This is a genomic window from Rhizobium indicum (assembly GCF_005862305.2).
Taxonomy (GTDB): domain Bacteria; phylum Pseudomonadota; class Alphaproteobacteria; order Rhizobiales; family Rhizobiaceae; genus Rhizobium; species Rhizobium indicum.
In genome coordinates this window covers 1,503,785-1,525,983 of the sequence record NZ_CP054021.1, presented here as the reverse complement: position 1 = coordinate 1,525,983, position 22,199 = coordinate 1,503,785, and the positions used below count along the sequence as shown (strand labels likewise).

The 22,199-nt window shown below is 60.7% G+C and carries 29 protein-coding genes and 1 pseudogene; 15 read left to right on the top strand and 15 right to left on the bottom strand.

Translation table 11 applies throughout. The features are described 5' to 3' along the window. Window positions 1–274: 274 nt before the first annotated feature. Together FFM53_RS07690 and FFM53_RS07685 are read right to left on the bottom strand one after the other, a co-directional pair. On the bottom strand, window positions 275–724 hold the full coding sequence (locus tag FFM53_RS07690; RefSeq protein WP_138387910.1) for a type II toxin-antitoxin system VapC family toxin: 450 nt from the start codon (window positions 722–724) through the stop codon (window positions 275–277). Continuing rightward, on the bottom strand, window positions 721–972 hold the full coding sequence (locus tag FFM53_RS07685; RefSeq protein WP_003546085.1) for a type II toxin-antitoxin system Phd/YefM family antitoxin: 252 nt from the start codon (window positions 970–972) through the stop codon (window positions 721–723). Before FFM53_RS07685 ends, FFM53_RS07690 begins: the two co-directional genes overlap by 4 nt. Before the next feature lie 291 nt (window positions 973–1,263). On the opposite strand from FFM53_RS07685, the gene FFM53_RS07680 reads away from it, so the two are divergent. Then, window positions 1,264–1,503, top strand: a complete 240-nt coding sequence (locus FFM53_RS07680) for a DUF982 domain-containing protein (RefSeq protein ID WP_130666756.1) — start codon at window positions 1,264–1,266, stop codon at window positions 1,501–1,503. A gap of 26 nt (window positions 1,504–1,529) precedes the next feature. On the opposite strand, the gene FFM53_RS07675 is transcribed toward FFM53_RS07680, so the two are convergent. The 5 genes from FFM53_RS07675 to FFM53_RS07655 all read right to left on the bottom strand — a co-directional run bounded on the left by FFM53_RS07675 (window position 1,530) and on the right by FFM53_RS07655 (window position 4,200). Further along, complete coding sequence (locus FFM53_RS07675) at window positions 1,530–1,754, bottom strand: hypothetical protein (RefSeq protein ID WP_138387909.1); 225 nt, start codon at window positions 1,752–1,754, stop codon at window positions 1,530–1,532. Beyond that, window positions 1,751–1,987 (bottom strand): hypothetical protein, encoded by a 237-nt coding sequence (locus FFM53_RS07670; RefSeq protein ID WP_138387908.1) that lies wholly within the window; start codon window positions 1,985–1,987, stop codon window positions 1,751–1,753. Before FFM53_RS07670 ends, FFM53_RS07675 begins: the two co-directional genes overlap by 4 nt. An 11-nt stretch (window positions 1,988–1,998) precedes the next feature. Next, a complete protein-coding gene (locus FFM53_RS07665) occupies window positions 1,999–2,262 on the bottom strand; it encodes a hypothetical protein (protein ID WP_138387907.1) in 264 nt (87 codons plus the stop codon). 706 nt (window positions 2,263–2,968) lie between these two features. After that, window positions 2,969–3,436: a hypothetical protein gene (locus tag FFM53_RS07660; RefSeq protein ID WP_138328746.1), complete on the bottom strand. Its 468-nt coding sequence runs from the start codon at window positions 3,434–3,436 to the stop codon at window positions 2,969–2,971. A gap of 116 nt (window positions 3,437–3,552) precedes the next feature. Continuing rightward, window positions 3,553–4,200, bottom strand: coding sequence for a S24 family peptidase (locus FFM53_RS07655; RefSeq protein ID WP_011650846.1), 648 nt, complete (start codon window positions 4,198–4,200; stop codon window positions 3,553–3,555). 172 nt (window positions 4,201–4,372) lie between these two features. Between FFM53_RS07655 and FFM53_RS36895 the strand changes: the two are divergent. The 10 genes and pseudogenes from FFM53_RS36895 (at window position 4,373) to FFM53_RS07605 (ending at window position 9,749) form a co-directional block, all read left to right on the top strand. Continuing rightward, a pseudogene (locus tag FFM53_RS36895) lies at window positions 4,373–4,562 on the top strand (hypothetical protein). Beyond that, on the top strand, window positions 4,559–4,753 hold the full coding sequence (locus FFM53_RS07645) for a hypothetical protein (RefSeq protein WP_138328744.1): 195 nt from the start codon (window positions 4,559–4,561) through the stop codon (window positions 4,751–4,753). The pseudogene FFM53_RS36895 and the gene FFM53_RS07645 overlap by 4 nt, the downstream one beginning before the upstream one ends. Before the next feature lie 273 nt (window positions 4,754–5,026). Then, a complete protein-coding gene (locus FFM53_RS07640) occupies window positions 5,027–5,302 on the top strand; it encodes a sigma-70 family RNA polymerase sigma factor (RefSeq protein WP_138387906.1) in 276 nt (91 codons plus the stop codon). Window positions 5,303–5,334: 32 nt separating this feature from the next. Then, window positions 5,335–5,700 (top strand): hypothetical protein, encoded by a 366-nt coding sequence (locus tag FFM53_RS07635; RefSeq protein WP_138387905.1) that lies wholly within the window; start codon window positions 5,335–5,337, stop codon window positions 5,698–5,700. Next, window positions 5,666–6,064: a hypothetical protein gene (locus FFM53_RS07630; RefSeq protein WP_138388039.1), complete on the top strand. Its 399-nt coding sequence runs from the start codon at window positions 5,666–5,668 to the stop codon at window positions 6,062–6,064. Before FFM53_RS07635 ends, FFM53_RS07630 begins: the two co-directional genes overlap by 35 nt. Then, window positions 6,061–6,360, top strand: a complete 300-nt coding sequence (locus FFM53_RS07625) for a GcrA family cell cycle regulator (protein ID WP_138387904.1) — start codon at window positions 6,061–6,063, stop codon at window positions 6,358–6,360. The genes FFM53_RS07630 and FFM53_RS07625 overlap by 4 nt, the downstream gene beginning before the upstream one ends. Continuing rightward, window positions 6,357–6,554 carry a response regulator transcription factor gene (locus FFM53_RS07620; RefSeq protein WP_131718171.1) on the top strand — a complete coding sequence of 66 codons (198 nt, stop codon included), beginning with the start codon at window positions 6,357–6,359 and terminating at the stop codon, window positions 6,552–6,554. Before FFM53_RS07625 ends, FFM53_RS07620 begins: the two co-directional genes overlap by 4 nt. 13 nt (window positions 6,555–6,567) lie before the next feature. Next, a complete protein-coding gene (locus FFM53_RS07615) occupies window positions 6,568–7,161 on the top strand; it encodes a hypothetical protein (protein ID WP_138387903.1) in 594 nt (197 codons plus the stop codon). A 222-nt stretch (window positions 7,162–7,383) separates the two neighbouring features. Next, window positions 7,384–7,710 (top strand): NIPSNAP family protein, encoded by a 327-nt coding sequence (locus tag FFM53_RS07610; RefSeq protein WP_018069196.1) that lies wholly within the window; start codon window positions 7,384–7,386, stop codon window positions 7,708–7,710. Between the two features lie 464 nt (window positions 7,711–8,174). Continuing rightward, a complete protein-coding gene (locus FFM53_RS07605; RefSeq protein WP_138387902.1) occupies window positions 8,175–9,749 on the top strand; it encodes a carboxylesterase/lipase family protein in 1,575 nt (524 codons plus the stop codon). 277 nt (window positions 9,750–10,026) lie between these two features. On the opposite strand, the gene FFM53_RS07600 is transcribed toward FFM53_RS07605, so the two are convergent. The 3 genes from FFM53_RS07600 to FFM53_RS36250 form a co-directional block, all read right to left on the bottom strand. Beyond that, window positions 10,027–10,263: a hypothetical protein gene (locus tag FFM53_RS07600; protein WP_026158563.1), complete on the bottom strand. Its 237-nt coding sequence runs from the start codon at window positions 10,261–10,263 to the stop codon at window positions 10,027–10,029. A 241-nt stretch (window positions 10,264–10,504) separates the two neighbouring features. Further along, on the bottom strand, window positions 10,505–11,008 hold the full coding sequence (locus tag FFM53_RS07595) for a P-loop nucleotide/nucleoside kinase family protein (protein WP_138387901.1): 504 nt from the start codon (window positions 11,006–11,008) through the stop codon (window positions 10,505–10,507). A 270-nt stretch (window positions 11,009–11,278) separates the two neighbouring features. After that, complete coding sequence (locus tag FFM53_RS36250; protein ID WP_138387900.1) at window positions 11,279–11,623, bottom strand: hypothetical protein; 345 nt, start codon at window positions 11,621–11,623, stop codon at window positions 11,279–11,281. On the opposite strand from FFM53_RS36250, the gene FFM53_RS07590 reads away from it, so the two are divergent. Beyond that, window positions 11,599–11,916, top strand: coding sequence for a hypothetical protein (locus FFM53_RS07590; protein WP_246413117.1), 318 nt, complete (start codon window positions 11,599–11,601; stop codon window positions 11,914–11,916). The two genes, FFM53_RS36250 and FFM53_RS07590, sit on opposite strands and share 25 nt — an antisense overlap. A 43-nt stretch (window positions 11,917–11,959) precedes the next feature. Here FFM53_RS07590 and FFM53_RS07585 read toward each other — a convergent pair whose 3' ends face one another. From FFM53_RS07585 to FFM53_RS07575, 3 genes are all read right to left on the bottom strand, one after another. Further along, window positions 11,960–13,486 (bottom strand): winged helix-turn-helix domain-containing tetratricopeptide repeat protein, encoded by a 1,527-nt coding sequence (locus FFM53_RS07585; RefSeq protein WP_138328996.1) that lies wholly within the window; start codon window positions 13,484–13,486, stop codon window positions 11,960–11,962. A gap of 433 nt (window positions 13,487–13,919) precedes the next feature. Next, on the bottom strand, window positions 13,920–14,615 hold the full coding sequence (locus tag FFM53_RS07580) for a class I SAM-dependent methyltransferase (RefSeq protein WP_138387899.1): 696 nt from the start codon (window positions 14,613–14,615) through the stop codon (window positions 13,920–13,922). Window positions 14,616–14,848: 233 nt separating this feature from the next. Beyond that, window positions 14,849–15,043: a hypothetical protein gene (locus tag FFM53_RS07575; RefSeq protein ID WP_246413115.1), complete on the bottom strand. Its 195-nt coding sequence runs from the start codon at window positions 15,041–15,043 to the stop codon at window positions 14,849–14,851. Window positions 15,044–15,388: 345 nt separating this feature from the next. Between FFM53_RS07575 and FFM53_RS07570 the strand changes: the two genes are divergently transcribed. Beyond that, a complete protein-coding gene (locus tag FFM53_RS07570) occupies window positions 15,389–15,787 on the top strand; it encodes a hypothetical protein (RefSeq protein ID WP_138387898.1) in 399 nt (132 codons plus the stop codon). A gap of 858 nt (window positions 15,788–16,645) precedes the next feature. On the opposite strand, the gene FFM53_RS07565 is transcribed toward FFM53_RS07570, so the two are convergent. Further along, window positions 16,646–17,410, bottom strand: a complete 765-nt coding sequence (locus FFM53_RS07565; protein ID WP_003550345.1) for a slipin family protein — start codon at window positions 17,408–17,410, stop codon at window positions 16,646–16,648. Between the two features lie 27 nt (window positions 17,411–17,437). Continuing rightward, on the bottom strand, window positions 17,438–18,787 hold the full coding sequence (locus tag FFM53_RS07560) for an NfeD family protein (protein WP_138387897.1): 1,350 nt from the start codon (window positions 18,785–18,787) through the stop codon (window positions 17,438–17,440). Window positions 18,788–19,046: 259 nt separating this feature from the next. Between FFM53_RS07560 and FFM53_RS07555 the strand changes: the two genes are divergently transcribed. Together FFM53_RS07555 and FFM53_RS07550 are read left to right on the top strand one after the other, a co-directional pair. After that, window positions 19,047–19,850 (top strand): glycosyltransferase family 25 protein, encoded by an 804-nt coding sequence (locus tag FFM53_RS07555; protein WP_138387896.1) that lies wholly within the window; start codon window positions 19,047–19,049, stop codon window positions 19,848–19,850. 443 nt (window positions 19,851–20,293) lie between these two features. Beyond that, window positions 20,294–22,156, top strand: coding sequence for an adenylate/guanylate cyclase domain-containing protein (locus tag FFM53_RS07550; protein ID WP_138387895.1), 1,863 nt, complete (start codon window positions 20,294–20,296; stop codon window positions 22,154–22,156). Window positions 22,157–22,199: the final 43 nt, after the last annotated feature.

Below are 22,199 nucleotides of genomic sequence, written 5' to 3'. Positions count from 1 at the left end.
GCCGTTCCGATCTTGGTTGCGCATCCTCCAAATGCGGTTCGGTTGCGGTACGGCAATGATTGGGCGGAACAGAGCGTGTTTTGGCGTCACGTTCGAACGCGAAAAAGCCCGGCAATGCAGGGCTTTTGAGACTATTCTTGTTGTTTGGGACGTGGGGGTCGAGTGATTTCGAATCACTCCACTCCGACCAGCTGTGACCCTCGGTCATCATTCCCGAAATCAGGGTTGCCAATGTTTCCCGAAATTCTCAGCTGACGAAAAATGACGGCAACGATCACTCCGACCGGAACGCGGCGGGAAGATCAACAGCGACATCAAGCGGCTGGAAATGCCGCAGGTTTTCCGTAATGACGGTGAGGTCGTAGGCCCGCGCGGTCGCCGCGATAATGAGGTCGCCAAGGCCGGGATGACGGCCCTGCATCTCGGCTTCATCTTCCAGAGCGCCGACGATGCGCGCGACAACGGTATCCATCGGCAAGATCCGATCGCCGAAACTCTCGGTGATGACGTCCAGCCATGCCGAAAGGCACTTTGCCCGTTCGATCCCGCCGCGACGGTGAAGGCTCCGCATTCCCTTCTCGATCTCCGCGACTGACAGAGCCGACAGAAACAGGCTATCGGCTTCGCCCTGCTCACGAAACCATGCCCGCACCGGATCGGACGGCGGCACCTTGCCCGGCGCGAACTTCGAAATGATGTTCGTGTCGAGAAGGTAGGCGGTCACAGATCAATATCGCGCATTTTCGACGGGTTCCGCTCCAGCTCGACCCCGCCGGGAAACGTCAACAGGAAATCCCCGAAATTCGGCCGTGGCTTCTTCAAAGCCCTTTTCGCCGCCTCGGCCGCTTCGACGGACACAAGCACGGCGGCGGGCTTTCCGTGCCGCGTGATCGTCACGAATTCCCCGTTTGCCGCTTCATCGACCAGACCGGCGAAACCGGCCTTTGCCTCTGCCACGCTGATTGTCGACATTGCGGCCTCCTGTCTTAAATGACCATATATGGTCAAAATAGACATTGGCGCCGACAAACTCAAGAGGGCGAATTTCCAAGGGTGTATCGGCGTCGCTTAGAATCGGCCGAAAACCCATCCTCTCTCCGGTTATAATTTTTCTGCAGAAGAGTTATAACGGAGGTGCGGCTGAACGGGAGCGGTGCATTGGCATCGCATGAATCGAGTGCGGTGTTCCGCATTTTCGAATCAACCGGAACGAGTCCTGAAGTGATTCGTTGAGTCGCGTGTCCAGTGTGAGGGGGCGGCGCCATGAGCAGGCGACGAAGGTTCAAGCCGGTGAAGATCACCATCAATGGCAAGACGAGGACGGTCTATAATGTCGTTCAGGCGGGCAACACCTTGCTGAATGACTGGCCCGAGCAGACGCCGGCGGCCAAGGTGGCCGAACGGCTGGTGCTTGATGTGTTCAATGATGCCGCCGGGCCGGAGCAGGTGCGCCGCGCATTCATTACGGCGGCCAAGGCCAGCGACATCAAGTTCAGCTCCTGACCGGCGGTGTTGGCAAAAGCCCTGGCTCACTTCCATGACACCTGCTCCTGGTTTTGCAGATCCCGGGTTTTGAACTGCGTCTCCATCCAGGCGGCCGAGACGATCGCGGCGAGGAAGCCGAAGGCGAGGCAGGCGATGGCCTGGATCCGCCACGAGACGAAGGTGACCGGCGCCGGGGTGGCGGGCTTTTGTGCGCATTCGCCGGGCGGGCAGGCGCAGCCGGAAAAGGCTTTGATCAGGCAATCGTTCATGACGCACCGCCTTTCACCGTGTCGATGGCGGCGAGGATCTTCTGGTGAAGCGGGCAGCCGTGATCGTCGCTGCCGTCGAAAAAGCGTTCGGCCTCCACCAGCGCCTGCAGGAGATCGGGTGCTCCGGCCGTGAAGCGGGCTTTGGCGCGGATCTTTTCGGCTGTCCCGGCCTGTCGGGCGGCAGGAAGGGAAGGGCTCTCGGTTGAACCGAGTGTAAGGTTGGCGGCAGGCATCTCCGTTCCCCTCAAGCGTAGAATTGATCGTTATTGGCGATGCCCATGATCTCGCGGGCATAACGGTAATGCTCCTCGACGGAAGCCGCCGCCCCGCGCAGCCAGGACGGGCCGCGGATCGAATGTTCGGGGCGGCGCAGGAAGGCAAAGCCGAGCGCGCCCATGCGCTGGGCCTCGATCGCCATATAGGCGCGGCAGTCGCCGATCGTCTGCGCGCCATTCCAGCGGGCATCCCGCTTGCTTTCCTCGGTCTCGATTCTGCGAATGTGCTGCATCGCCCTGTCCTCTCGCGCCTCTGATCGGCTTGTGAAGGAAAGGTATATATCATACCCGATTACGTCAACCATGGAAGGTATAAAAAATACCCCAACGATTGACGAGGTACGAATCATAGGTCTATGTCTCGGGCCAGTGATTGGGCGACCGGGTGCAACTCCCGAGCTGACGAAGCCCAGCGGCGCGGGAAGCGAAAGTCCTTAAGTGCGCTGTCAGAAAATCAGGACGAGGGCGAAGCGAATGGCCCCTCTGGCACGTGTCCCATCCCGGCTCCGGCCTTCAGGACTTGGCCAATGCTCTCCCAGCTTCATGGGCTTTGCTCATGGGGTAGGGGGAAGCTTTGGCCGGAACCCTCCCTCACCAGCCTTCAGGAACCTTCTCTTCCTGAGCTGAAGAGAGAGGAATGAGAACTGAAGTTGGAGCATGATGCTACGAGAAAAAAGGAGGGCCGGCCATGCGCAACGAAATCGAAATCACCGACGAGGTGATCGAGGCGGGTCTGGATGCCATCCGGCAAGATTCAGAGCGAAATCCTAAAGACCATAGATCTCCCGCGCGGCGCTGAACGCCAGGAGAAACACCGCAAAGGTCACGATATAGAACCAGATTCTGCCTGCGCGCGATGTCGGTTTCAGCATCTTTTACCCATTGTAAGACGTTTGAATCATTGAGATATCCTTTAACGGACGACCTGACGTCGCGACGTTATCGGCAATCGCTTGCCCTCAGATCGAAACTCGACTGCCCATCCTTGAAGGCGTAGTTGTAGACGGCGAGTTCGGCCTCGCCCGAATCAAGCTTCGGCTTCCAGAAAGTGCACACGGACGAGGCAATGCCTGACTTCATAACGGCCCCATCCGTTAAAGGGAGGGAATCGCTCAGACGGTAAAAATATCGGACCGTCTTTCCCTCGACAGAGATGCGCTCAAGAGTGGTAATGGCGTCTATCTTCTGCGGCAGGTTAGCGTTCGCCTCGTCATTCTGAATTCTGGGAATGACGATCAGCTTGGTGACTTGGCTTGAACTGGCAAGAAACAGAACAACAATGATCGTTCTCGCGTTCGGAAATCGCTTGGCCGCCAGATGGCCGACAGCCGCGCCAATCGCCCCGAATATCCCCCCAACCAGGCCGTAAACAACCGGCGCCGGCCATGTTCCCATAAAAGCAAGCATTTCCCCTCCAATGTTATCTTCTGCTGATCTGCCCGGCAGCTTGGTGATGTGCGCACACGGGTGCCGGTAGTACACCCAAAAACGGTGAGATCGTCGAGCGCGCCCGGCATGGATCCTCACATCTCGATGATCGATCGGCGGACGCGGCCGACGATGGTGACGGCGCCCTGGAATTCCGGTGGCGGCACGTCCTCATAAGAAGCCGGCTGGAAGGGCGGGTCGTCGTTCGGGCGATAGCGCTTGTAGGTCGCGGCACCCGTTTCGTCGGCGACGACATAAAGCGCGTTCGGCGCCAGGCGCTTGTCGCGCAGATTGACGAAAATGATCGAGCCGGGCGGCGAGATCTTGTTCATCGAATTGCCTTCGACCTCGAGCGCGATCCATTCGCCATCGGGCAGGTCGAGTGCGGCGACCGTCGGGAATTCCGAAAAATCGGTGATCGGCGCCTGCTCGCTCAGCTGGCCGGCGCTGACCCAGGAGATTTTTGGGACATCGGCAACGGAGGCGGGCAGCTCATCCGGATCGAGCGCGTTGCCGGTGCCGAACTGCAGCCAGTTGAGATTGACCTTGAAAGCGCGGGCATACTTCTTTGCGTCAGCTATGCCGAAGCCGTTGCGGCCGGATTCATGCGCCTTGTAGACATTGGCATTCCAGCCGAACCGATCGACGATCGCCTTCGGCCCGGCAAAGCCGGCATTCTTCCTGGCCATGACGAGGCGCTTTGCGCGTTCTTCGCGTTCAAATTGTTCCTGATCTTTCAACATGATATAAAAAATACCCTAAAATAAGGTACATGTCATGCCCTAATGTGCTTGACATATAGGGTATTAATTGTACCCTAATCGCCATGACACACAGAGACAACATCAACAACGGTCCAGCCTTTCGGAGTTTACCGGCCTGCGCGCCGCGTCCCGCGGCGGGGGAGACGACGCCATGAGGTTCACCATCTCAAGCGAAGAGAAGCTCGCCATGGACGTCATGCCGACCGGCGTCGTCATTCACCGGCCGCAAGGGCCAAGGGGAGGGCGGATGTCTGTGATATCAGTTCGCAACGAGGATATCCCGTCTCTCGCCAAGGCCCTGCAGCAGGTGCTGAACGCCAAGGGAGGTGGAATCGATATGACCATCTCCGCCCTGATTGCCGCCCATTACACCGGCTGCCCGATCTGCGCGAAGGCGCTGTCGATTGCCGAGGTGATCGAGCGCCACTGCGAAAATTGCGACCGGCCGACGCGACCGGAAGAGATCAGCGAGACGATGATCCCGCCCGGCGCTCTGCCGATCACCAACCCCGATAGCCCAGCCCCTCCCTGACGGCTATCGGCCGCTGGCGTCGTCGCCCTCCCTCGGCGACGCCAGCATCGCGGGCGCGACGATGTCGTGCCCCCCGGGCGCGGCAATGCCGTGCCCACCGGCGCGACGATGTCGTGTCCGACCCAGGCGGCGGCCTGGCAGACGACCGGAGCCTTTGCTCGCGCAAGAGCCGGCTCCGGTCGTCATCGATGAATTTGAATCAAGCACGGGACGAGCCACCCGCTCCGGCGGGAACGGCGAGCCGCGTTCGAAATCGGAAAGAAGGATCAAGCGATGAGCATCCAGGCCGAGGCCGCGCCAGCGCAGCAAGGCGCCCACATGAACGCGCTCGAACTCTTCCGCACTGGCCGGGACTACATCGAGATCGCTGCCATCCTCGGGGTGTCGGTGCCGTCGGTGGAAACCGATATCCACAGGCTTCGAAGCGCCGAAAAGGGCGACACCGCCCAGCAGGACAATGCCGGCGAGACCAGGCGGTTTCCCCGCCGTACCGCGAGGCCCGGCGCCCCGGTCAATTTTGCCGGCGGGCGACGGAGGCTGCGGGTTTGAAGAGGCCATCTCAAACGGGAAAGGGACATCGCATGGGCAAGGACACAGTGAGCCAGGAGATCATGGAGATCCTCAGTCCGGTGCTGGGGGAGGAACTGGCGGCAGCCATCATCGAGCATCGCAAACGCACGCTGAAGAAGCCGCTGACGGCTTATGCCGCCAGGATGCAGGCCAGGGAATACCTGCTGACCGGCGACCCGGTCGGCGCCGCCGAGATGCAGATCTTCCGCGGCTGGCAGGCGATCAAATGCGACTGGTACCTTAAGGAGAAGGCGAGGGAGGCCGGGTCGATCAACAGCAGTACGAGAAGGACGACAGTGGATGCCGCACGAGATTTCCCCTCTGGTGAAGATCATTTCGGGGATGCTTTCTGGCTTCCCGGCATCAACAGGCACTGATCCCGACATGCAGATCCGCGCCTATCTCGTCGCCGTCGAGGGCCTTCCGGCAGAGGCGGTCTGGCGGGCCGCCAAACGCTTCATTTCCGGCCAGGTGAGAGACCATAACCGCGCCTTTGCCCCGAGCTCGGCGAGCTTTGCCGAAGAGTGCCGGCATCAGCAGGCAGCGATCGAGGCCGAGCGCCGGCCGCGCCTGGAGGCGGAACCCGAGGTGCTTCAGCCGAAAGTGCCGGCCTACAAGATGCAGCTGCTGAAGGCAGCGGCCAACGGCAGCCGCAACGCCAAGCGGGAGCTGGCCCGGATGTTTCCCGACAACCCGATCATCGCCCGCGCCGCGCGGGACGCACAGGAGGCCACCAAGTGACCATCACCTTTTGGACGGAAGACAAGATCGTCAAGGCGGAAAAGCTCTGGAAGGAAGGGCTGTCGGCGAGAGAGATCGCCAACCTATTCGGCTCGAAGAAGAACACCGTCATCAACATGGCGCACCGCAACCGCGACAGGTTCCCCTCCAGGCAGGACACCTGGCATCCGCAGCCGAAGGCGGGCCCGCCCGTCCAGCCGATCCGCCACGCGGACCGCGTGACGCGGGTGACCCTGTCGGGCGCGCATGTGACGATGCCGCGCGTGCCCTGCATCGATGGGTATGCAGAGCCATGAGCAACGTCACCCCGCGCGAAACCGAAGTGATCCGCTGGATGGCGGCGGGCAAGACGGCCGCCGAGATCGGCACCATTCTCGGCATCTCGCCGATCACCGTGAACACGCACATTGCCAACGCCAAGGCGCGGCTCGGCGTCTTCAAGGATACGGCGCTGGTCGCCGCGGCACTCCGAAACGGCATCATTCGATAGAAGGACGATCAGCATGGGCGGCAAAGCCACCAAGGTGAAGACAGGACGGGTTAACAAGGGCGCCGGCCGTCCGCGCAAGGAGAATGTCGAGCGTTTTCCCTGCGGCAAGATCAAGCCCTTCGAAACCGAGAAGGACAATATCAGCGTGGCGATATCAGCCCGCCGCCGCATCCACGGCTTCGGCAGGACGGTTGATGACGAGACGGTCAAGAGCCCCTTTGCCGGCTACACCCTCGGCCGCATGTTCCTCGACGGCCTGATCACCGCCGAGCAGCGCCAGGCCGGCGACGACTATGCCGAGGCAATCGCCCGCTACCACAAGACCACAGGCATTCCCGCCCCGAGCCCGAGGGCGCAATCGCTCTTTACCGTCAAAGGCCACGAAGGCGAGGTCACCGAAACCTTCGCCGACCGCGCCCGCAAAGCCAGCAACCGCATGATGGCGCTGCAAGGCATCCTGCTGCGCTGCCCTGATGGACCGCAGGTCAGGAGCACGGTCTATAACGTCACGGTGATGGACTATGAACACTTCCGGCAGATGCCGCCGCAGCAGTTGCTGTGGCTGCGGAGGGGATTGACGGCGTTGCGGGGGGCGAGGGGTGGTTGATGGAGTGGCTCAAGCCGGGGGTCAAAATTGCCACTCCTAAACACAGGCGATCGGATTGACAGAAGATTAGCGGTTCGCACATACCTGCAGGGCCTGTTCTAATAGGGACTTTGACGGATCCACCGTGAAATTGACGTTGCTGCAAGTTTTGAGGACATTGTGGGCGCAGGGGAGCAAGTGCCAAACACATGTCGTTCTCAAGGGACATAAGGAAGCAAGACTGTGATCTACGAGCTCAGAATTTACGACTGCCTGCCCGGCCGATTGCCCGCGCTGCTCAACCGCTTTGCCGAACATACGCTGGCAATATGGGACAAGCACGGCATCAAGCAGGCGGGTTTCTTCACCACAATCGTGGGCGAAAGCAGCCAGCGTCTCACCTATCTCATCGCCTGGGAATCGCTAGCTGATCGCGAGGTGAAATGGAAAGCTTTCACCACTGATCCTGCATGGCTTAAGGTCCGCGACGAGTCAGAGCGCGACGGGCAAATTCTCTCCAATATCTCTAGCCAGCTGTTGTCACCGACCGCCTTTTCGGCAGTAAAGTAAGACACCACCGATCCCCGCTTGCCGCCAGTCGGAATTCCACCCGATCTGGTCATCCGCGGAAGCGATGAAGAACGGCAGCTCCTAGGACAGGATGATTTTAGGCCCGGTCGGCCTAAAATCTGAATCCTGTTCTAAATTAAATAGTTGGAGCATGATGTCGTCCGAAAACCGACCACACTTTTCGGCATCATGCTCTAGGATATCGCCAACGCTGCCCGAACGGCCGGAATGGAGCGCTTCGCCGACGGCTCTTCATCGCCGTCGGCAAAGTCGCTTAGGTCTGATATCAGTGGCTTCGGAGAGCGAAAGCGCGCCCGCGCCAGATGCCGCCGCCGCTGTTCTCGTGGGCGAGCAGGGGGCTTGCGGCGGGGTGAGGGCCGGTAGACGTCGGATGAACCCTTTTCGTTGCCGCTCCATGGGAGTAGTTTGTTCCCAACTGTCTCGGCTTAGCGGTGGAGAGTGCAGTGTTTGTGGACGCCAGTCGCACGTTTCTGCTCTTTTTGGCCGTCGCATCGTGTCAGCTGACGTTGGCGCCACGGTTAGGTGCGGCAGACGACACCGTTACGATCGACAGCGGAATGCTGAAGGGTGAGAGGTCGGGCACGGTCGTCAGCTTCAAAGGCATACCCTATGCGGCACCGCCGGTTGGTGATCTGAGATGGCGTAATCCGAGACCAGCGGAGAGATGGAGCGGTATCAAGGATGCCCGCGATTTCGGTCCGTCCTGCATGCAGACCGACGACTTGCCGAAGTCAGAGGATTGTTTGACCCTCAATGTCTGGACACCCGCCAAGCGTTCCAGAACACCCCTGCCGGTGATGGTTTGGATTTATGGCGGCGCTCTTGCCCAGGGAAACACCCCTCAGTATCCCGGTGGCCAACTGGCCGCCCGGAAAGTCGTGTTCGTCAGCATGAACTACCGCACAGGCCGATTGGGCTACTTTGCCCATCCGGCGCTGATGAAGGAATCCCCTGACGAGCCCGTCGGCAACTATGGTTACATGGACCAGCTTGCCGCCTTGAAATGGGTCCGGCAAAATATCGAAGCCTTCGGCGGCGATCCGAAGAAAGTGACCCTATTCGGAGAGTCGGCGGGTGGCGGCTCGGTGATGGCGCACATGATATCGCCGTTGTCACGGGGGCTTTTCCGGGGCGCCATTCTACAGTCACCCGGTCTGCCTGCCGCGCGTGCTGAGAGCACGCCTTTGTCACCTTTGAAAGAAGCGGAGAAAACCGCGTTAGACTATGCGGCTTCGCTGGGGATCAACGGGAGCGATGCCGGCGCTCTCACCGCCCTTCGGGCGCTGCCTGCGGAAAAGCTGACCGAAGGTGCATCGGCACAAGACGTGCTGGCGGGAATGTCGACAGGCAAGCCCGTCCTCGGCGTCTCAGGGGCGATTATTGACGGACGGTTTTTGCTCGAAACGCCGGAAGCGGCTTTTGCGGCGGGCCGTCAAGCGCCGGTTCCCGTCATCGTCGGGGCAAATAATCGTGATCTCGGTATCGGTGAGGCCGCGACGAAAGACGATCTCTTCGCGCTCTTCGGCAATCATGCAGCCGAAGCCCGCAGCCTCTACGATCCCAGCGGTCAACAGACCCTCGATGAGCTGAAGCAGCAGGTTCTGGCCGACAAGACGCTCGTTGAACCGTCTCGCCACCTCGCTGACGAATTGGTCCGCGCTGGTCAACCGACGTGGTGGTATCGTTTCTCCTATGTCGCCGAGGCCTTACGCAATGATCCGATGTGGAAAGGCACTCCGCACGGCTTCGAAATTCCGTATACGCTGGGCATTCCAGACGCACTGGTGAAAGACAAGGTGACACCGGCCGACTGGGCCATGGCCACATTGGCAAGCGAATACTGGCTCGAATTTGCAAGGAGGGGTGACCCCAATAGCGGCTCACGGCCAAAATGGCCTCACCACGACCCGTTCGCCGACAGGGTCATGGACTTCACCAATCACGGCGTGACGTTCGGAGCAGATCCGCTGAAGCCGAGGCTCGACCTCTGGCAAAGATATTGGGAGGAAAAGGAGTGACGGATGCCTGTCGCTTAGCTCCCGGCCCCATGCCATGAGCGACAGCGCCATCGCAGCCCAGGTAACGTGGATCGGCCATCCGTCCGGCACCGAGCCCACATTCGGTCAACTCTCATGGTCCACCCGCTCGCCGAGCGTCGGGAAAGGGCAAGCAACCCCCTCTCGGCCACTAAGGGCAACACGAGCCAGGTTACTTCGACGCGAGCTCTTCATTCGCGTCCGACGCCAATGCGTAGTGTCAGCCCCACTGAGGGTGATGACAGCCGTCTGGAAGGCTTCACGAGGCTGAGAATTTCACCGTGACACCGCGCTGCCGAAAGTAGGCCTCCATCCGCTTCCTGCCAGAACGGTTATTCTGCACGAGCCTGGCCGGGTCGAATACGGCCTCTTTCACACCCGCCCGCGTCAACGCTGCCTTCAGGGCCGCGATATGCACGTCGATGTCGGCGTTGTCCGCCTGGAGCGACTCATAAATGCGGTTTGTTGCATCTGCTACGGTCGGTTCGCTCACGATTACACTCCTGTTGTCGTCTGGCTGGCCTGACCGTATTGGGGTGAAACCTGTTCACGTCAATGGGTGACAATGGATTGGAACATTTCGTCCACTTTCGAAGATGAGCCACTCAACGGCAGGAACAGCTCCGCCACCGTCCCGTGCTCCGGCCCCCGGGGAAGAAGGCGAGGTGTCCTCACCAGCGAGCTGGCCCGGGCCCGCCTGCTACGCAGACTGAGAATACCCCCAGCGCTGTGGCGTTTCATCTAAGGGCGGTGATGGCTGGATGGGTTTGCCGATCGTAAAGCGCCATCTCCTCGGCGGTTGGCGGCTCGAACAGCTTCGACCACCTAAGCAGGTCCGCCCGCGAGATGTCGAACGTGCCGACTGGAAGCTCGGTGTTTCGCCGGGAAACCCGGTCCCAAAGCGCATCAAAGGGAACGTCGAGGAAGCAGAGGACGACGCGGGCACCAGCTGCGCGAGCTTCCTCCCGGCAGGTGTCGCGTTCTGCCCGTGACCACACTCCCCAATCCACGACAACGTTACACTGAAGCCTGATGGCACGCAGGGCGATCTGCCATTGCAGGCTCTCGACTCTGCCTCGGCACGGACCAGTTTCGGCTTCCGGAGTAGAGATGTCGGGGTAAAGCTTGTGCATCCAATCGTCTCCGGTCAGACGGAGGGCGGATGCTTCATGTTCGATTATCTTGGCGAGCGACGTCTTACCCGAGCCGGGAAGACCGCAAGTGAGGTAGAGCGTGGGCATTGGAAAATCTCTGATTTTGGCTTGGCAAGTGGAAGTGGCCCCGCGGTGTCGTGCAGGACTGCGCTTCGCTCAAGGCCGCAAGGCGCGGCCAATCAGAGGTGTGTTGCCATGGTCTGTCTTGTAGGACCGCCCTGCTCGGGGGTCAAGACGGAGCGCATGGGTGAGCTCACAGGTGAGGTCGTCCGACCCATTGGCTGCTTTGTGGTGCCTCCAACAATAAGCTGACTGTCAGCATCCCGCCCGCAGGCGGCGCCTCCGATGCCTCGCAAATCAAAATCCGTAAGGAGGGGCAAAGAAGCAGTTCGCGTGGTCTTCGGTTGGGTGCAAGCAAATGTGAAAATGACTGTCTCCGGACGGAATGGTGTCACCATACGGAATTCGGAAGAAGTGTTGCTTTGTGACGAGGTGATGGTCGCCCGGATTGAGCAGCACTCTGAAACCGTCAGGACCGGTGCTCACGCTGGCACTCGGAATTTCGTGGCAATCGCCTCGTTCTTTGTCCCCTCGGCAGCAAGCGGGTGGATAGATCCATCCCGACTCGGTGTCGTGGGCGGTAGCGCCATTCCAGCAAGACAGCGTCGATAGGATAGTTGAGAAATACAAAGCGCGATTCATCTTTAGTGTTCCGGGGGCGGCAGGTCGCCAATCCGCCGGTAATTGTGAGCGAGGTCCTGCCGCATGTAACGAACGGACTCCGATCAAATGACGATATTTCCCCGATCGGCATCTTTGCCCGGCCCTGTTTCGAATTAGAAAAGCATTTGCCGATATGGTCGCCCGCGAATTCCTCGACGCCGACCAAGGCAGGAGATGCGTCATGGACGTTTCATGACGCAGATGTTGTTCGCATCGCGGCTCGACTGGTCTATCCGTCCAACGGATATGATCTGGGGACCGGCGGCTTGTGACAGCGCCGCATCTGACGCGCGGTTTGGTCGCCGCTGGCCGGCCTCATTCGGGAAGCCCTGCCGTTCGCAAGGCCGCTGCCAGCGCGTCCATCAAGTACGGCTGAAACAGGTTCGTTCGCACGTAGCTGCCGACCGAGAAATTCGGCGCCACCTCGATCAGTCGTCGTGCCGCAGAGTGCGCGGCTTCGACATTGCCAAGGCCGACGTGGCTGGCCGCCAGATAGGCGTACGGGATGCTGAAGCCGGGATTTGCCCGGACCGCCAGAGCGGCGTATCTGGCTGCGTCGGCGAAGGCGCCGGCAAAGAGGTGGGTCAGGGCGAGTGCGCAGTAGGGATGGTAGCTCAGCGGATCGTCGAGCGGGCTCAGCCGCAGCGCCTTGTGCGCATGTTCCACCGCCCGCTGGTGTCGCTCGCTGTGGGCACTGACCAAAGCGCTGAAGCCAAAGGCCAGGGCCGAATTGTTGTTCAATGCGAGAGCCCGGTCGAGCACCTCGACGGCGGCGTCGTAGTCCCGGGTGAGGTTGGCGCGAACGAACGCGCCGATGCTCATCGCCTGCGGGTCGTCGCTGTTGATGCCTAACGCAATATCGGCGTGGCTGAGTGCGGCCGCCTTGTCTGCGGGATCCAACCCGTTGCGCAGGTAGCGCTGCTCGTAACACCATGCGGCATAGCCATGCGCAGCGACATAGTCGGGCTGAAGCTCGATCGAGCGCGCCAGCAATTGCAGGGCCTTGTCCGTCTCGACGGGCGTGTTCGCGTGGGCGTGCGGCAGCGCCCGAAGGTAGAGATCGTACGCGTCCAGACTTTCGGGCCGCTTGCGGTGCGCACGCTCGATCTCCGCACGGCGAACACTCGGTTCGATCGAGCCCACGATCTGCTCAGTCAACCGATCCTGGAGATCGAACACGTCCGTTGCCGCGCCCTCGAACCTGTCGGCCCAGACATGAGTGGCCGATGCGCCGTCGACAAGCTGGGCATTGATCCTCAGCCTCCCCCCGGACTGCCGCAAGCTGCCCTGCAGCAGGTAGCGAACGCGTAGTTCGGCGGCAATTGTGCGCAGATCAGCTTTCTCGCCCCTGAAGCCGAAGGAGGAATTGCGTGCGATGACGAACAGACCCGGGATCTTCGAGAGGTTGGTGATGATGTCCTCGACCAGGCCATCGGCGAAGTAGTCATTGGGCTCGTCGCCGCGCATGGTGGCGAACGGCAGCACGGCGATGGAAGGGCCGCCGAGCGCACTCTCGTCGCTACGCTCCAGCGACAGGCGGTAGCCCCGCCGCGAGACGGTGGCCAAGACCGCATACCGCTCGTCGCCGAGCGCTCGCCGGATCTCGTGGATGCATTGAACGAGACTGTCGTCGGTAACGGCGGCGCCTCCCCAGACGGCTTCAAGCAGCTCGGCCTTGCTGACCAGCCTGTTCGCGTTCTGGACGAGGTGGCGAAGGACCGCAAAGGCCTGCGGCCTGAGGGCGATTGCATCGCCGTTCTCAAGACGGAGCGTCTCGCCTTCCAGGTCGACGACAACCTTGCCGTTGAGGATAAGGGTGGCAGTTGCTGGTGAACCGACCATGACGATCCTCACGTGTGACGGATCCCGTCGCCTAGCATACACCAGGTCTTCGCCGACGGCTCTTCATTCTTTCATGGGTCTGGCCGGCGCAATTTTGGCAAACGACCGGAACTCGCTCGTTACTTGGACGCGGCGTGGTGTGTGGTCGCAATGAAGCACGACCGCGCAGGAGGCGAAAAACGATGTCTACCGCCCGATCTTGTCCGGTCGCTCCGTGACCCTCCTGGGGCGCAAAGCAGCCTTATCCTTCGATGACGAAAAACCTTCACCGGGGTGGACAACGGCTTGTCCGCTTCTGGCGACCAGATGGGACAAGCTGCCGTCCGGCTGTGCTATTTCAACGGCAGGAACAGCTCCGCGACCGTCTCATTCTCCGGCACCTCGGAACACCACGCCCGATAGAATCAAGAGACCCCAACGCCAGCACCTGTCGTCACGCTTTCACCACCGAGAAGAACAGGAACCGCGGCTTGGTCGTCAGGCTCTGATAGGCCTGCGGAAAAAGCGTGCGGGCTTGCGGATCCGGCTGGGGCTCGCTGACGGTGTCGATCTGAAATCCGGCCGACTTGAGTGCTGCGAACATGGCATGCAGCGGCCGATGCCAGAAGCGCATGGCGATATCCTTTCCGCCGCGCTGCCAGGTCTCATCGAAGCTGTAGGTCTCGAAATAATTGTCGCGGCCGGTCGAGGTGTGATCCATGAAGGGATGGTGGGTGGAAAGAACCAGACGGCCGCCTTCGGGCAGCAGCCGGTTGAATTCCTGAAGGGGCTTCGACCAGTCGGGCAGGTAATGCATGACCAGCGAGGCAAGGACCAGATCGAAAGCTTTGTCCGCAAACGGCAATGGTTTGTTGAGATCCGCCGATAGCAGCCGCGCGCGCCCTTGCAGGCGACGCTGCGCGATTTCAAGCATGCCGGCACTGGCGTCGATCCCGGTCACGACAGCCCCGCGCTCGATCAGCGCTGCCGCATGCGCCCCACCGCCGCATCCCGCATCGAGCACGGAAAGCCCGGCGACGTCGCCAACCAGGGCAAGAATAGCCGGCCGCTCGTAATAGGCATTCCAGGCATTGACCTCGTTATCGGCGTCATAGGCCGCCGCGAAGGCATCATAATCATTCTCGGCCAAGTTTTTCTCCTTTGCGAAGACTGTTCGAAGCGGTTGTGACCCGCTCCCTGGGAGCCAGACTTACACGGCGCAACGTCACGGTGATGGGTTACGAACATCTGCGCCAGATGCAGCCACAGCAACGGCTGTGGAGGGGTTGACGGCATTGCGCAGGCCCAGGTCCTGGGGACGAAGTGCCTCAAGCCTGGCTGTTTGTTTGATCCGTCAGGACGAAATGCCCAAGCTGAGGCGAACTAGAGGAACACCTGCTCCACATTATCACCAGGGTCGGCTTCCCACGCCTTCGCCAGGTTCAGGACATCGTCGAGCGGCTCGTCGGGATGCGACGTGGTGCAGAGAAATCGCTTCGGATCTGAGCCGTCGCCGACAACGATCCAATCGACCCTTTCTTCCAGATCGTTGGCGCCCGCCCCGACGATCGCGAGCAATGATACGCCTTCGGCAAGGCATTGCTCCACAAAACCCGTCAGAAGCGCTTCATCGGAAAGGGGTGAGTGAAGGACGATTTTTCGAGCGAGAGGCATTTGCGGATTCTAGGCTATCGTCAAGACGCCCGCAATCGATCCCCTGCAAACCGCGGTGACAAGGCCAAAGATTCGTCGTTAGAGTTCCAGCACCTTCGCCAACGGGCCATCCTTGGCGGCGAGGCGTGACCATCCCGACGCTATCCCCTGTTGCAGTATTGCGAATAGTTGTCCTCGCACCGATAGGTACGCCTCAATCGGCTGATCCCCCGATCAACGCCTGCCGTTAATTGTGCTTCGATCGCCGATATGTTTCAAAAGCGTAGGACCGATGATATCTCTCTGCGCCTGCTGGATCAGCGCATTCGAAACCGCTTCATTGAGCTTTTCGACGTCCTGTCAGAGGGCGACGAGGCTGTCAGGCATCTTGGATGGGCGGAATACTTCAACTGGTTCTTCGACTGGTTCCCCGATGAGGGGCCTATGCAGCCTCTCTCTGCGATGACCGATCGAGAAACCGAGGCTGCAGAAAGCGTTCTCGCGGCAATGCGTGACGCTTACAACGCTACTCCGCGTTTCATGACCGACGATGGCCTGATTTCGACCGGATGGCCGAAGCGGATTCAGCCGATCGCCAAACAGGCAGCCGATGTTTTCCTCGTGCGCGGTCGCTTTGATGAGGACATCGCCGAGCCTGACAACGCCTAGAACAGCCGGCGCAAAGCCGGACGATTGGATCACGCCGAGGACTGCCCCTCACCCTAACCTACCGGGGTCGAGCCACTGGTCTCAACCCGTCCTGCGGACCCCCGTAAAGACGGGGAGAGGGGACGTGCCACGCGAGAGCGAGGTGCGAACGGGGAGGTCGCGGCATGTCCCTTCGCCCCGTTTACGGGGAGAGGTGGCGGCAGCCGGATGAGGAGCAGGCGGCGATCTCTGAGCGGGGATTGTCGCATGTCGCAACTTTTCTTGAAAAACGATGCCGACACAACTGGGCGGAACACGATCGATGATGATAGTTATCAGGCAGGGATCGGTGATGCCGACCTTGAAGCGCGATCCAGACGATCCGGCTGTCGATCAATTTAACGATCGCGTCGGCAGAGAAGTTCTCAACCGTCGATCATGCCCGGATGCGTCGCTGTCCTTGCTCCAAAGCTCACCCCCCGCTCCGTCCTCCTCGGGCTTGACCCGAGGATCCACTCTCGCCTCCGTCAGCCGTGGGCATGGATTCCAGGCTCAAGGCCTGGAATGACGGAGGTTGGGGCCGTCTTAGCCGGATCCCCAGGACTCCGTTGCCAAGGGTCATCCGGCGCGGCACGCAGTGGGTCGCTGTCGTCATCGAAGGCGCGGGGTTGTCGTTTCGATCGCGGGAAGGGAGGCGTCCACTGCGTGCCGCATGAGAGCTGGTAGCGCGGCATTCTCACGCGCACTTTGCCGGGATCATACCAATCCGTAAGAAATGCAGCCCCGGCCGTAACAGAAAGGCGCGCGTCATCCACGTCCTCATGCTTTCAACCGCAGGACCATCGCTCCATCGGCAAAAACCACGCATTCAAGGCGTCGTCATCGGTCCGGTTTGGGCGGCATCAAATTGCCGAACTCCATCGGAAAAGGAAATATGATCGTCGAGGTCTTTTCGCCGGCGATGACGTTCAATGTACTCAAATAACGAAGTTGCATGGCCTCGGGTTGCCTGGCGAGGATTTCGGCTGCTTCAAGCAGTTTGGCTGCAGCCTGCTGCTCGCCTTCGGCATTGATGATCTTGGCGCGCCGCTCGCGCTCGGCTTCCGCCTGACGGGCAATTGCGCGGATCATCGATTCGTTGATGTCGACATGTTTGATCTCCACATTGGCGACCTTGATGCCCCAGGCATCGGTCTGGGCGTCGAGGATTTCCTGAATGTCGATGTTGAGTTTGTCGCGTTCCGCCAGCATCTCGTCGAGGTCATGCTTGCCGAGCACCGAGCGCAGTGTCGTCTGGGCGAGCTGGCTCGTCGCCATCATGAAGTCCTCGACCTGGATCGTCGACCTCTCGGGATCGACGACCCTGAAATAGATCACCGCGCTGACGCGGACCGAGACATTGTCATGCGAAATGACATCCTGGCCGGGCACGTCGAGCACCCGCGTGCGCAGGTCGACCCGCATCATCTGCTGGACATAGGGGATGAGCAGGATCAAGCCGGGCCCCTTGACACCGGTGAAACGGCCAAGCGTGAAAACCACGCCGCGTTCGTATTCCCGCAGGATCTTAATCGCAGATGCGACGACGACGAGCAGAATAAAGATGATCACAAGATAGAAGGCGAGATCTGCAAACATGCCCATGGCTTTTCCTCCTGCATCTGAAGGCCGCTAGGCCTCCTGCGAACTGCGGGCCACTTCGAGCGTCAACCCATCCCGACCGGTCACTTTCACGCGGTCACCGGCGGCAAGCGGCTCAGTTGAAACGGCCTTCCAGCGCTCGCCATGAGCGATGACGTAGCCCGAGATGCCCGTCCAGCTATCGACCTTGCCTGAAATTCCGATCATCTGCTCGCCGCCGGTGACGACATCGTGCCCGCGCGAGATGAAGGCGAGACGGGCAATGATAAGGCTAAGACCGAGGCAGGCGACGGCGATTGCGCCAAGCACCGGCCAGGAAACCTTAAGCCCGGGTATATCCGTGTCGAACAAGATGGTAGCGCCGAGCACCAGTGCGATGCCGCCGCCGACGCCGAGTGCGCCGAAGGACGGCGAATGCGCCTCGACCACCGTCAGACCCACGCCGAGAACGATCAGCCCCAGGCCCGCAAAACTCACCGGCAGCAAGGCCAGAGCATAGAGACCAAGCAGCAGGCAGATGCCGCCGATCGTTCCCGGCACCAGCGTCCCGGGCGTCAGAAATTCAAAGATCAGGCCGTAGATACCGACCATCATCAAGATCAGCGCGATGTTCGGATCGGTGATCACCGAAAGCAGGCGGGTTCGCCAGTCCGGTTCAAGTTCCTGGACGATGAGACCCGATGTTTCGAGCCGGACATCCGTTTGACCGACCCGCACGACCCGGCCCTGCGCCTGTGCCAGGAGATCGTTTATATCGGCCGCCGTGAAATCTATGACCTTCTCACGCAGAGCTGCGGCGGAGGAAAGGCTCGCGGCCTCGCGCACGGCGCGCTCCGCCCAGTCGGCGTTGCGATTGCGCAGTTCCGCAAGCCCGCGGATATAGGCCACCGCATCGTTGATCGCCTTCGCCTCGCCGGCATCGCGCGGCACTTGCCGCTGCTTGCCGGTCGTATCAGGGCTGTCGTTTCGGTCACCATCGGATGGTCGGCCGCCAAGTGCGATCGGCGTCGCCGCACCCAGATTGGTGCCCGGTGCCATTGACGCGATATGGCTTGCGTAAAGAATATAGGTGCCGGCGCTGGCGGCTCGTGCTCCGCTGGGTGCAACGAAACTCGCGACCGGTATCGACGAGGCAAGAATCGCCCGAATGATGTCGCGCATCGACGTGTCGAGACCGCCGGGCGTATCGATCTGCAGGACGACTAGGCTGGCGCCACGTTCATTGGCCCGTTGAAGGCCGCGTCTTACATAGTGGGCCGTCGCCGGGCCAATCGCCCCGTTCATCTTCAGGACTATAGCGACACGCTCAGCTTCGGATGCGGGCGTCGCCAGGCCCAAAGCCGAGAACAACGTCAGCAGCAAAGCAAGGATTGACGGCATCCACCGCCAAAGCTCCAAACGCCACACAATCGTCCGCCGGACTCTCATATTTTGAAATATATGGCAGAACTGCGAAACGGTAAGAGACAAGTCCTTTCTCTGCGCCGCGTCGAGCGCGGCTGGAAACATTCGCGGCTTTAATGCAGCCCCGGCCGTTCGACCCTCGCACTTTACCAAAATGTATAGTTCCAGCGAGGTCCCCGTGAGGTTTGGAGCGCAGGCTTGGCGCCATCATTGCCAAGTCGAGGTCAGCTTTCTCATGAACATGCGCGCTACACCTGCCGCCCTAATGCCCGCCCTTCATCCGGTCAGCCTGCGGGTGAACACCTACCTGATCAATCTCGACCGTGCGCCATTGCGCCGGTTTCGAATGGAGCGCCTGCTGGCAAGCCTCGGCCTTGCCTTCGAGCGCGTGGCGGCGGTCGATGGGGCAGGGCTGAGCCTGCCGCATCCGGGCTTCGACGAAGCAGCCTATCTCAGCCGGCACGGCCGCCGGCCGAACCCTTTCGAGATCGGCTGCTATCTCAGCCATGTCGCATGCGCCAAGCGGTTCCTCGGCAGCCATGCCGAGTTCGCGCTCATTCTGGAAGACGATCTCGATTTCGATGACGATCTGGCCGAGCTGCTCGATGCGGCCCTCGAGCACCAGGCGCGCTGGGACATCCTGCGGCTGTCGACCGTCAATTCCGGGCGAAAGCACAAGGTGGAGCCGCTGACCGCGTCACGCTCGCTCGCCATCGCGCTCACCCGCGAGAAGGGGTCCGGCGCCTACCTCATCAATCGCAAGGCGGCGGGCTGGATTGCCGGTGTGCTTGTCCCCATGCGGCTGCCCTATGATCTCGCCTTCGATCTGGAGTTCGATGATGGGCTGAGCGCCTGCTTCGTCGATCCGCTGCCGGTCAGCCAAAGGGCCGATCCCTGTTCCCAGATCCAGGCAGGGCTTTCGACCTACCGGCTGGGTCGCCGTCGGCCGTGGAGCGTGCTGCCGTATCGCGCCGCAGCCGAGCTGCGCCGCTTTGCGGCCCGCTTCAGCCGGCTCGCGGCCTGGCGGATGAGAGGTTAGGACCGCTCCTCCGGGATGAGAGGTTAGAGCATGTCGCGCAAAACTGTGCAGCGGTTTTGCGACAACGACATGCGTAAAAACAAAGACCTAAAGCGTAACCGGTGTTCCGCTCCCACTGCCATAGCCAACGGCCACAAGCAGTGCCGAATAATGGAACTCCTGCCGGGGAATTACGCTATAAGGTAGCAACTGCCACCAAATGCTGGTTCCTCGAGTCGTCAACGGCGCGGCCGAATCTAGCACCGCCCGAACCCACCCATCGTCATCATCGTTGCGTCTCGACTGCCATGCGGCCTCAGCCTCGATGGTTGATGGTCGATGAATACAAGCGACATAAGCGTGAGTGAACCGCAATTGCCGCAAGTAGCCGCGTAGCCGCGCGTGAAACACGCGGCAAAATCATGTACATTGTTTAGCGCGGAATTCCTGTTGGGAGCTGAGACATGGAACGCAGATTATCTGCAATCCTGGCCGCCGACGTAGTCGGATACTCCGCGCTTATGGAGCAAGACGAAGCGGGCACCTTTGACCGCCTTCGAGCCCGACGCACTGAGCTTTTTGAGCCCGAGATTGCGGGGCATCATGGGCGGGTCTTCAAGCTCATGGGCGACGGCCTCCTCGCAGAGTTCGGCAGCGTGGTCGACGCTGTCGAGTGTGCCGTATCTCTCCAGCGCGGAATGGCGGAGCGCAACGCTTCTGTAGCGGAGGAGGAGAGGCTCAACGTCCGCATCGGCATCAACCTCGGCGAAGTGATCATGGACGGCGATGACCGCTATGGCGAAGGCGTGAACGTCGCGGCCAGGCTGGAGCAACTCGCGCCCCCAGGTGGGATCTGTGTTTCAGGCAAGGTGGCGAAGGAAGTCGAGAATAAGCTCGCGTTTGCCTTCGACTCTGCCGGGCAGCGGAAGGTCAAGAACATCGAAGAGCTTGTCGACGTCTACTACGTACGCATCGACACCTCCCCACGCCGACGCCTTCCGCACAAGCGCGGGATCGGCCGTTCGTGGTGGGTACTTGGAGTCGCGGCAGCCATTGTGGCCGTGGTGGCCGCCTGGATGGCACTGTACTATCCACTGACAGCGAGCTCCCCTGCAGTCTCCAGTGCGATCCCATCCGTCGCCGTGCTTCCTTTCAAGGATCTGAGTGCCGACAAGAGCCTGGGATACTTGGGAGAAGGGGTGGCGAACGACGTCATCGCTATCCTCTCGCGCTTTGCTGATATCGCGGTCGTCTCGCGAACGTCATCGTTTGCGTATGAGGACAAGGAAGGCGACGTCCGCCAGATCGGCAAGGAACTGGGCGTTGGCTATGTTGTCGAAGGCAGCGTGCGCAAGGAAGGCGATAGGGTGCGCATCGTTGCGGAACTCATCGACGCTCAGACGGGGGGCCATATCTGGGCAGACCGCTTCGACAAGGCCGGAACCGACCCATGGGCGCTTCAGGATGAGTTGACCGGCAAGATCGTGGGGGCGATGACGGGCGAATGGGGAGCCATACGCAAAGCGGACTACAGTCAGGCTTGGGGCAAGGACAGCACCAACCTTGCTGAATATGACTACTACCTGCGCGCCGAAAGCCAATTGAACCTTTTCACGAAGGAAGGTCTCGAGCGATCAGGTGACATCTCGCAACAGGGGCTGCAGGTGTTCCCCGACTCCCCCTTATTGACCGTGGAGTTGGGGTGGTCTCACTGGATGAAGGTTGGGCTGCTTTACAGTTCTGACCCGCAGGCTGATCTTCAGGACGCGGACCGACTGGCCGACAAGGTCCTCTCAAACAAGAATCTGAGCCCGCAGGTAGCGAGATTGGCACACTGGCTCCGTGCGTGGCTTCTAACGCTCAAGGGGGACCATGATGGGGCTGTTGCGGAAATGAACAAGGCCATTGCGGCGGCACCATACAATGCCTTCACCCTCACCGATGCAGGAAGTATTTTCCTACAGGCCGGTCAACCCGAAAAGGCGTTGGAATTGACCGACTCTGCAGCCGCTCGGGATCCGGGATTGTCCTGGTTCTTTAACTACGTGCGAGGCTTCATCTTCATCGTGCTTGGTAGAAACGAAGACGCAGTTGAGGTGCTGAAGACCACGGAATTTGCCGACGCGCCACTGCAACTCGCCATTGCCTATATGCGTCTTGGTCGCCAGGCAGACGCCCGAGCTGCCGTCGAGAAAATGCTCAAGTCAACGCCAGCTGCGACGATCCAGTCGTGGCGGCAGGCCTGGAACTTCCGAGATCCTTCCATTCTCGATCAAGCCGCCGCAGACCTTGCGCGCGCCGGTCTTCCAAGTGGCCGCGCTCAATAGCCAAACGGATTGATGTTCAGCCTTCGACGCCCCTACGTCAGTC

Excerpts from the sequence above, each read along its gene's own strand:
- FFM53_RS07550 (WP_138387895.1), top strand. The coding sequence starts at position 20,294 with ATGGAACGCAGATTATCTGCAATCCTGGCCGCCGACGTAGTCGGATAC.
- FFM53_RS07615 (WP_138387903.1), top strand. The coding sequence starts at position 6,568 with ATGGGCGGCAAAGCCACCAAGGTGAAGACAGGACGGGTTAACAAGGGC.
- FFM53_RS07585 (WP_138328996.1), bottom strand. The coding sequence starts at position 13,486 with ATGGTCGGTTCACCAGCAACTGCCACCCTTATCCTCAACGGCAAGGTT.
- FFM53_RS07660 (WP_138328746.1), bottom strand. The coding sequence starts at position 3,436 with ATGCTTGCTTTTATGGGAACATGGCCGGCGCCGGTTGTTTACGGCCTG.
- FFM53_RS07665 (WP_138387907.1), bottom strand. The coding sequence starts at position 2,262 with ATGCAGCACATTCGCAGAATCGAGACCGAGGAAAGCAAGCGGGATGCC.
- FFM53_RS07640 (WP_138387906.1), top strand. The coding sequence starts at position 5,027 with ATGAGCATCCAGGCCGAGGCCGCGCCAGCGCAGCAAGGCGCCCACATG.
- FFM53_RS07675 (WP_138387909.1), bottom strand. The coding sequence starts at position 1,754 with ATGAACGATTGCCTGATCAAAGCCTTTTCCGGCTGCGCCTGCCCGCCC.
- FFM53_RS07670 (WP_138387908.1), bottom strand. The coding sequence starts at position 1,987 with ATGCCTGCCGCCAACCTTACACTCGGTTCAACCGAGAGCCCTTCCCTT.
- FFM53_RS07620 (WP_131718171.1), top strand. The coding sequence starts at position 6,357 with ATGAGCAACGTCACCCCGCGCGAAACCGAAGTGATCCGCTGGATGGCG.
- FFM53_RS07635 (WP_138387905.1), top strand. The coding sequence starts at position 5,335 with ATGGGCAAGGACACAGTGAGCCAGGAGATCATGGAGATCCTCAGTCCG.
- FFM53_RS07685 (WP_003546085.1), bottom strand. The coding sequence starts at position 972 with ATGTCGACAATCAGCGTGGCAGAGGCAAAGGCCGGTTTCGCCGGTCTG.
- FFM53_RS07570 (WP_138387898.1), top strand. The coding sequence starts at position 15,389 with ATGTTTCAAAAGCGTAGGACCGATGATATCTCTCTGCGCCTGCTGGAT.
- FFM53_RS07565 (WP_003550345.1), bottom strand. The coding sequence starts at position 17,410 with ATGGGCATGTTTGCAGATCTCGCCTTCTATCTTGTGATCATCTTTATT.
- FFM53_RS07655 (WP_011650846.1), bottom strand. The coding sequence starts at position 4,200 with ATGTTGAAAGATCAGGAACAATTTGAACGCGAAGAACGCGCAAAGCGC.
- FFM53_RS36250 (WP_138387900.1), bottom strand. The coding sequence starts at position 11,623 with ATGAATCGCGCTTTGTATTTCTCAACTATCCTATCGACGCTGTCTTGC.
- FFM53_RS07560 (WP_138387897.1), bottom strand. The coding sequence starts at position 18,787 with ATGCCGTCAATCCTTGCTTTGCTGCTGACGTTGTTCTCGGCTTTGGGC.
- FFM53_RS07680 (WP_130666756.1), top strand. The coding sequence starts at position 1,264 with ATGAGCAGGCGACGAAGGTTCAAGCCGGTGAAGATCACCATCAATGGC.
- FFM53_RS07595 (WP_138387901.1), bottom strand. The coding sequence starts at position 11,008 with ATGCCCACGCTCTACCTCACTTGCGGTCTTCCCGGCTCGGGTAAGACG.
- FFM53_RS07645 (WP_138328744.1), top strand. The coding sequence starts at position 4,559 with ATGACCATCTCCGCCCTGATTGCCGCCCATTACACCGGCTGCCCGATC.
- FFM53_RS07630 (WP_138388039.1), top strand. The coding sequence starts at position 5,666 with ATGCTTTCTGGCTTCCCGGCATCAACAGGCACTGATCCCGACATGCAG.
- FFM53_RS07555 (WP_138387896.1), top strand. The coding sequence starts at position 19,047 with ATGAACATGCGCGCTACACCTGCCGCCCTAATGCCCGCCCTTCATCCG.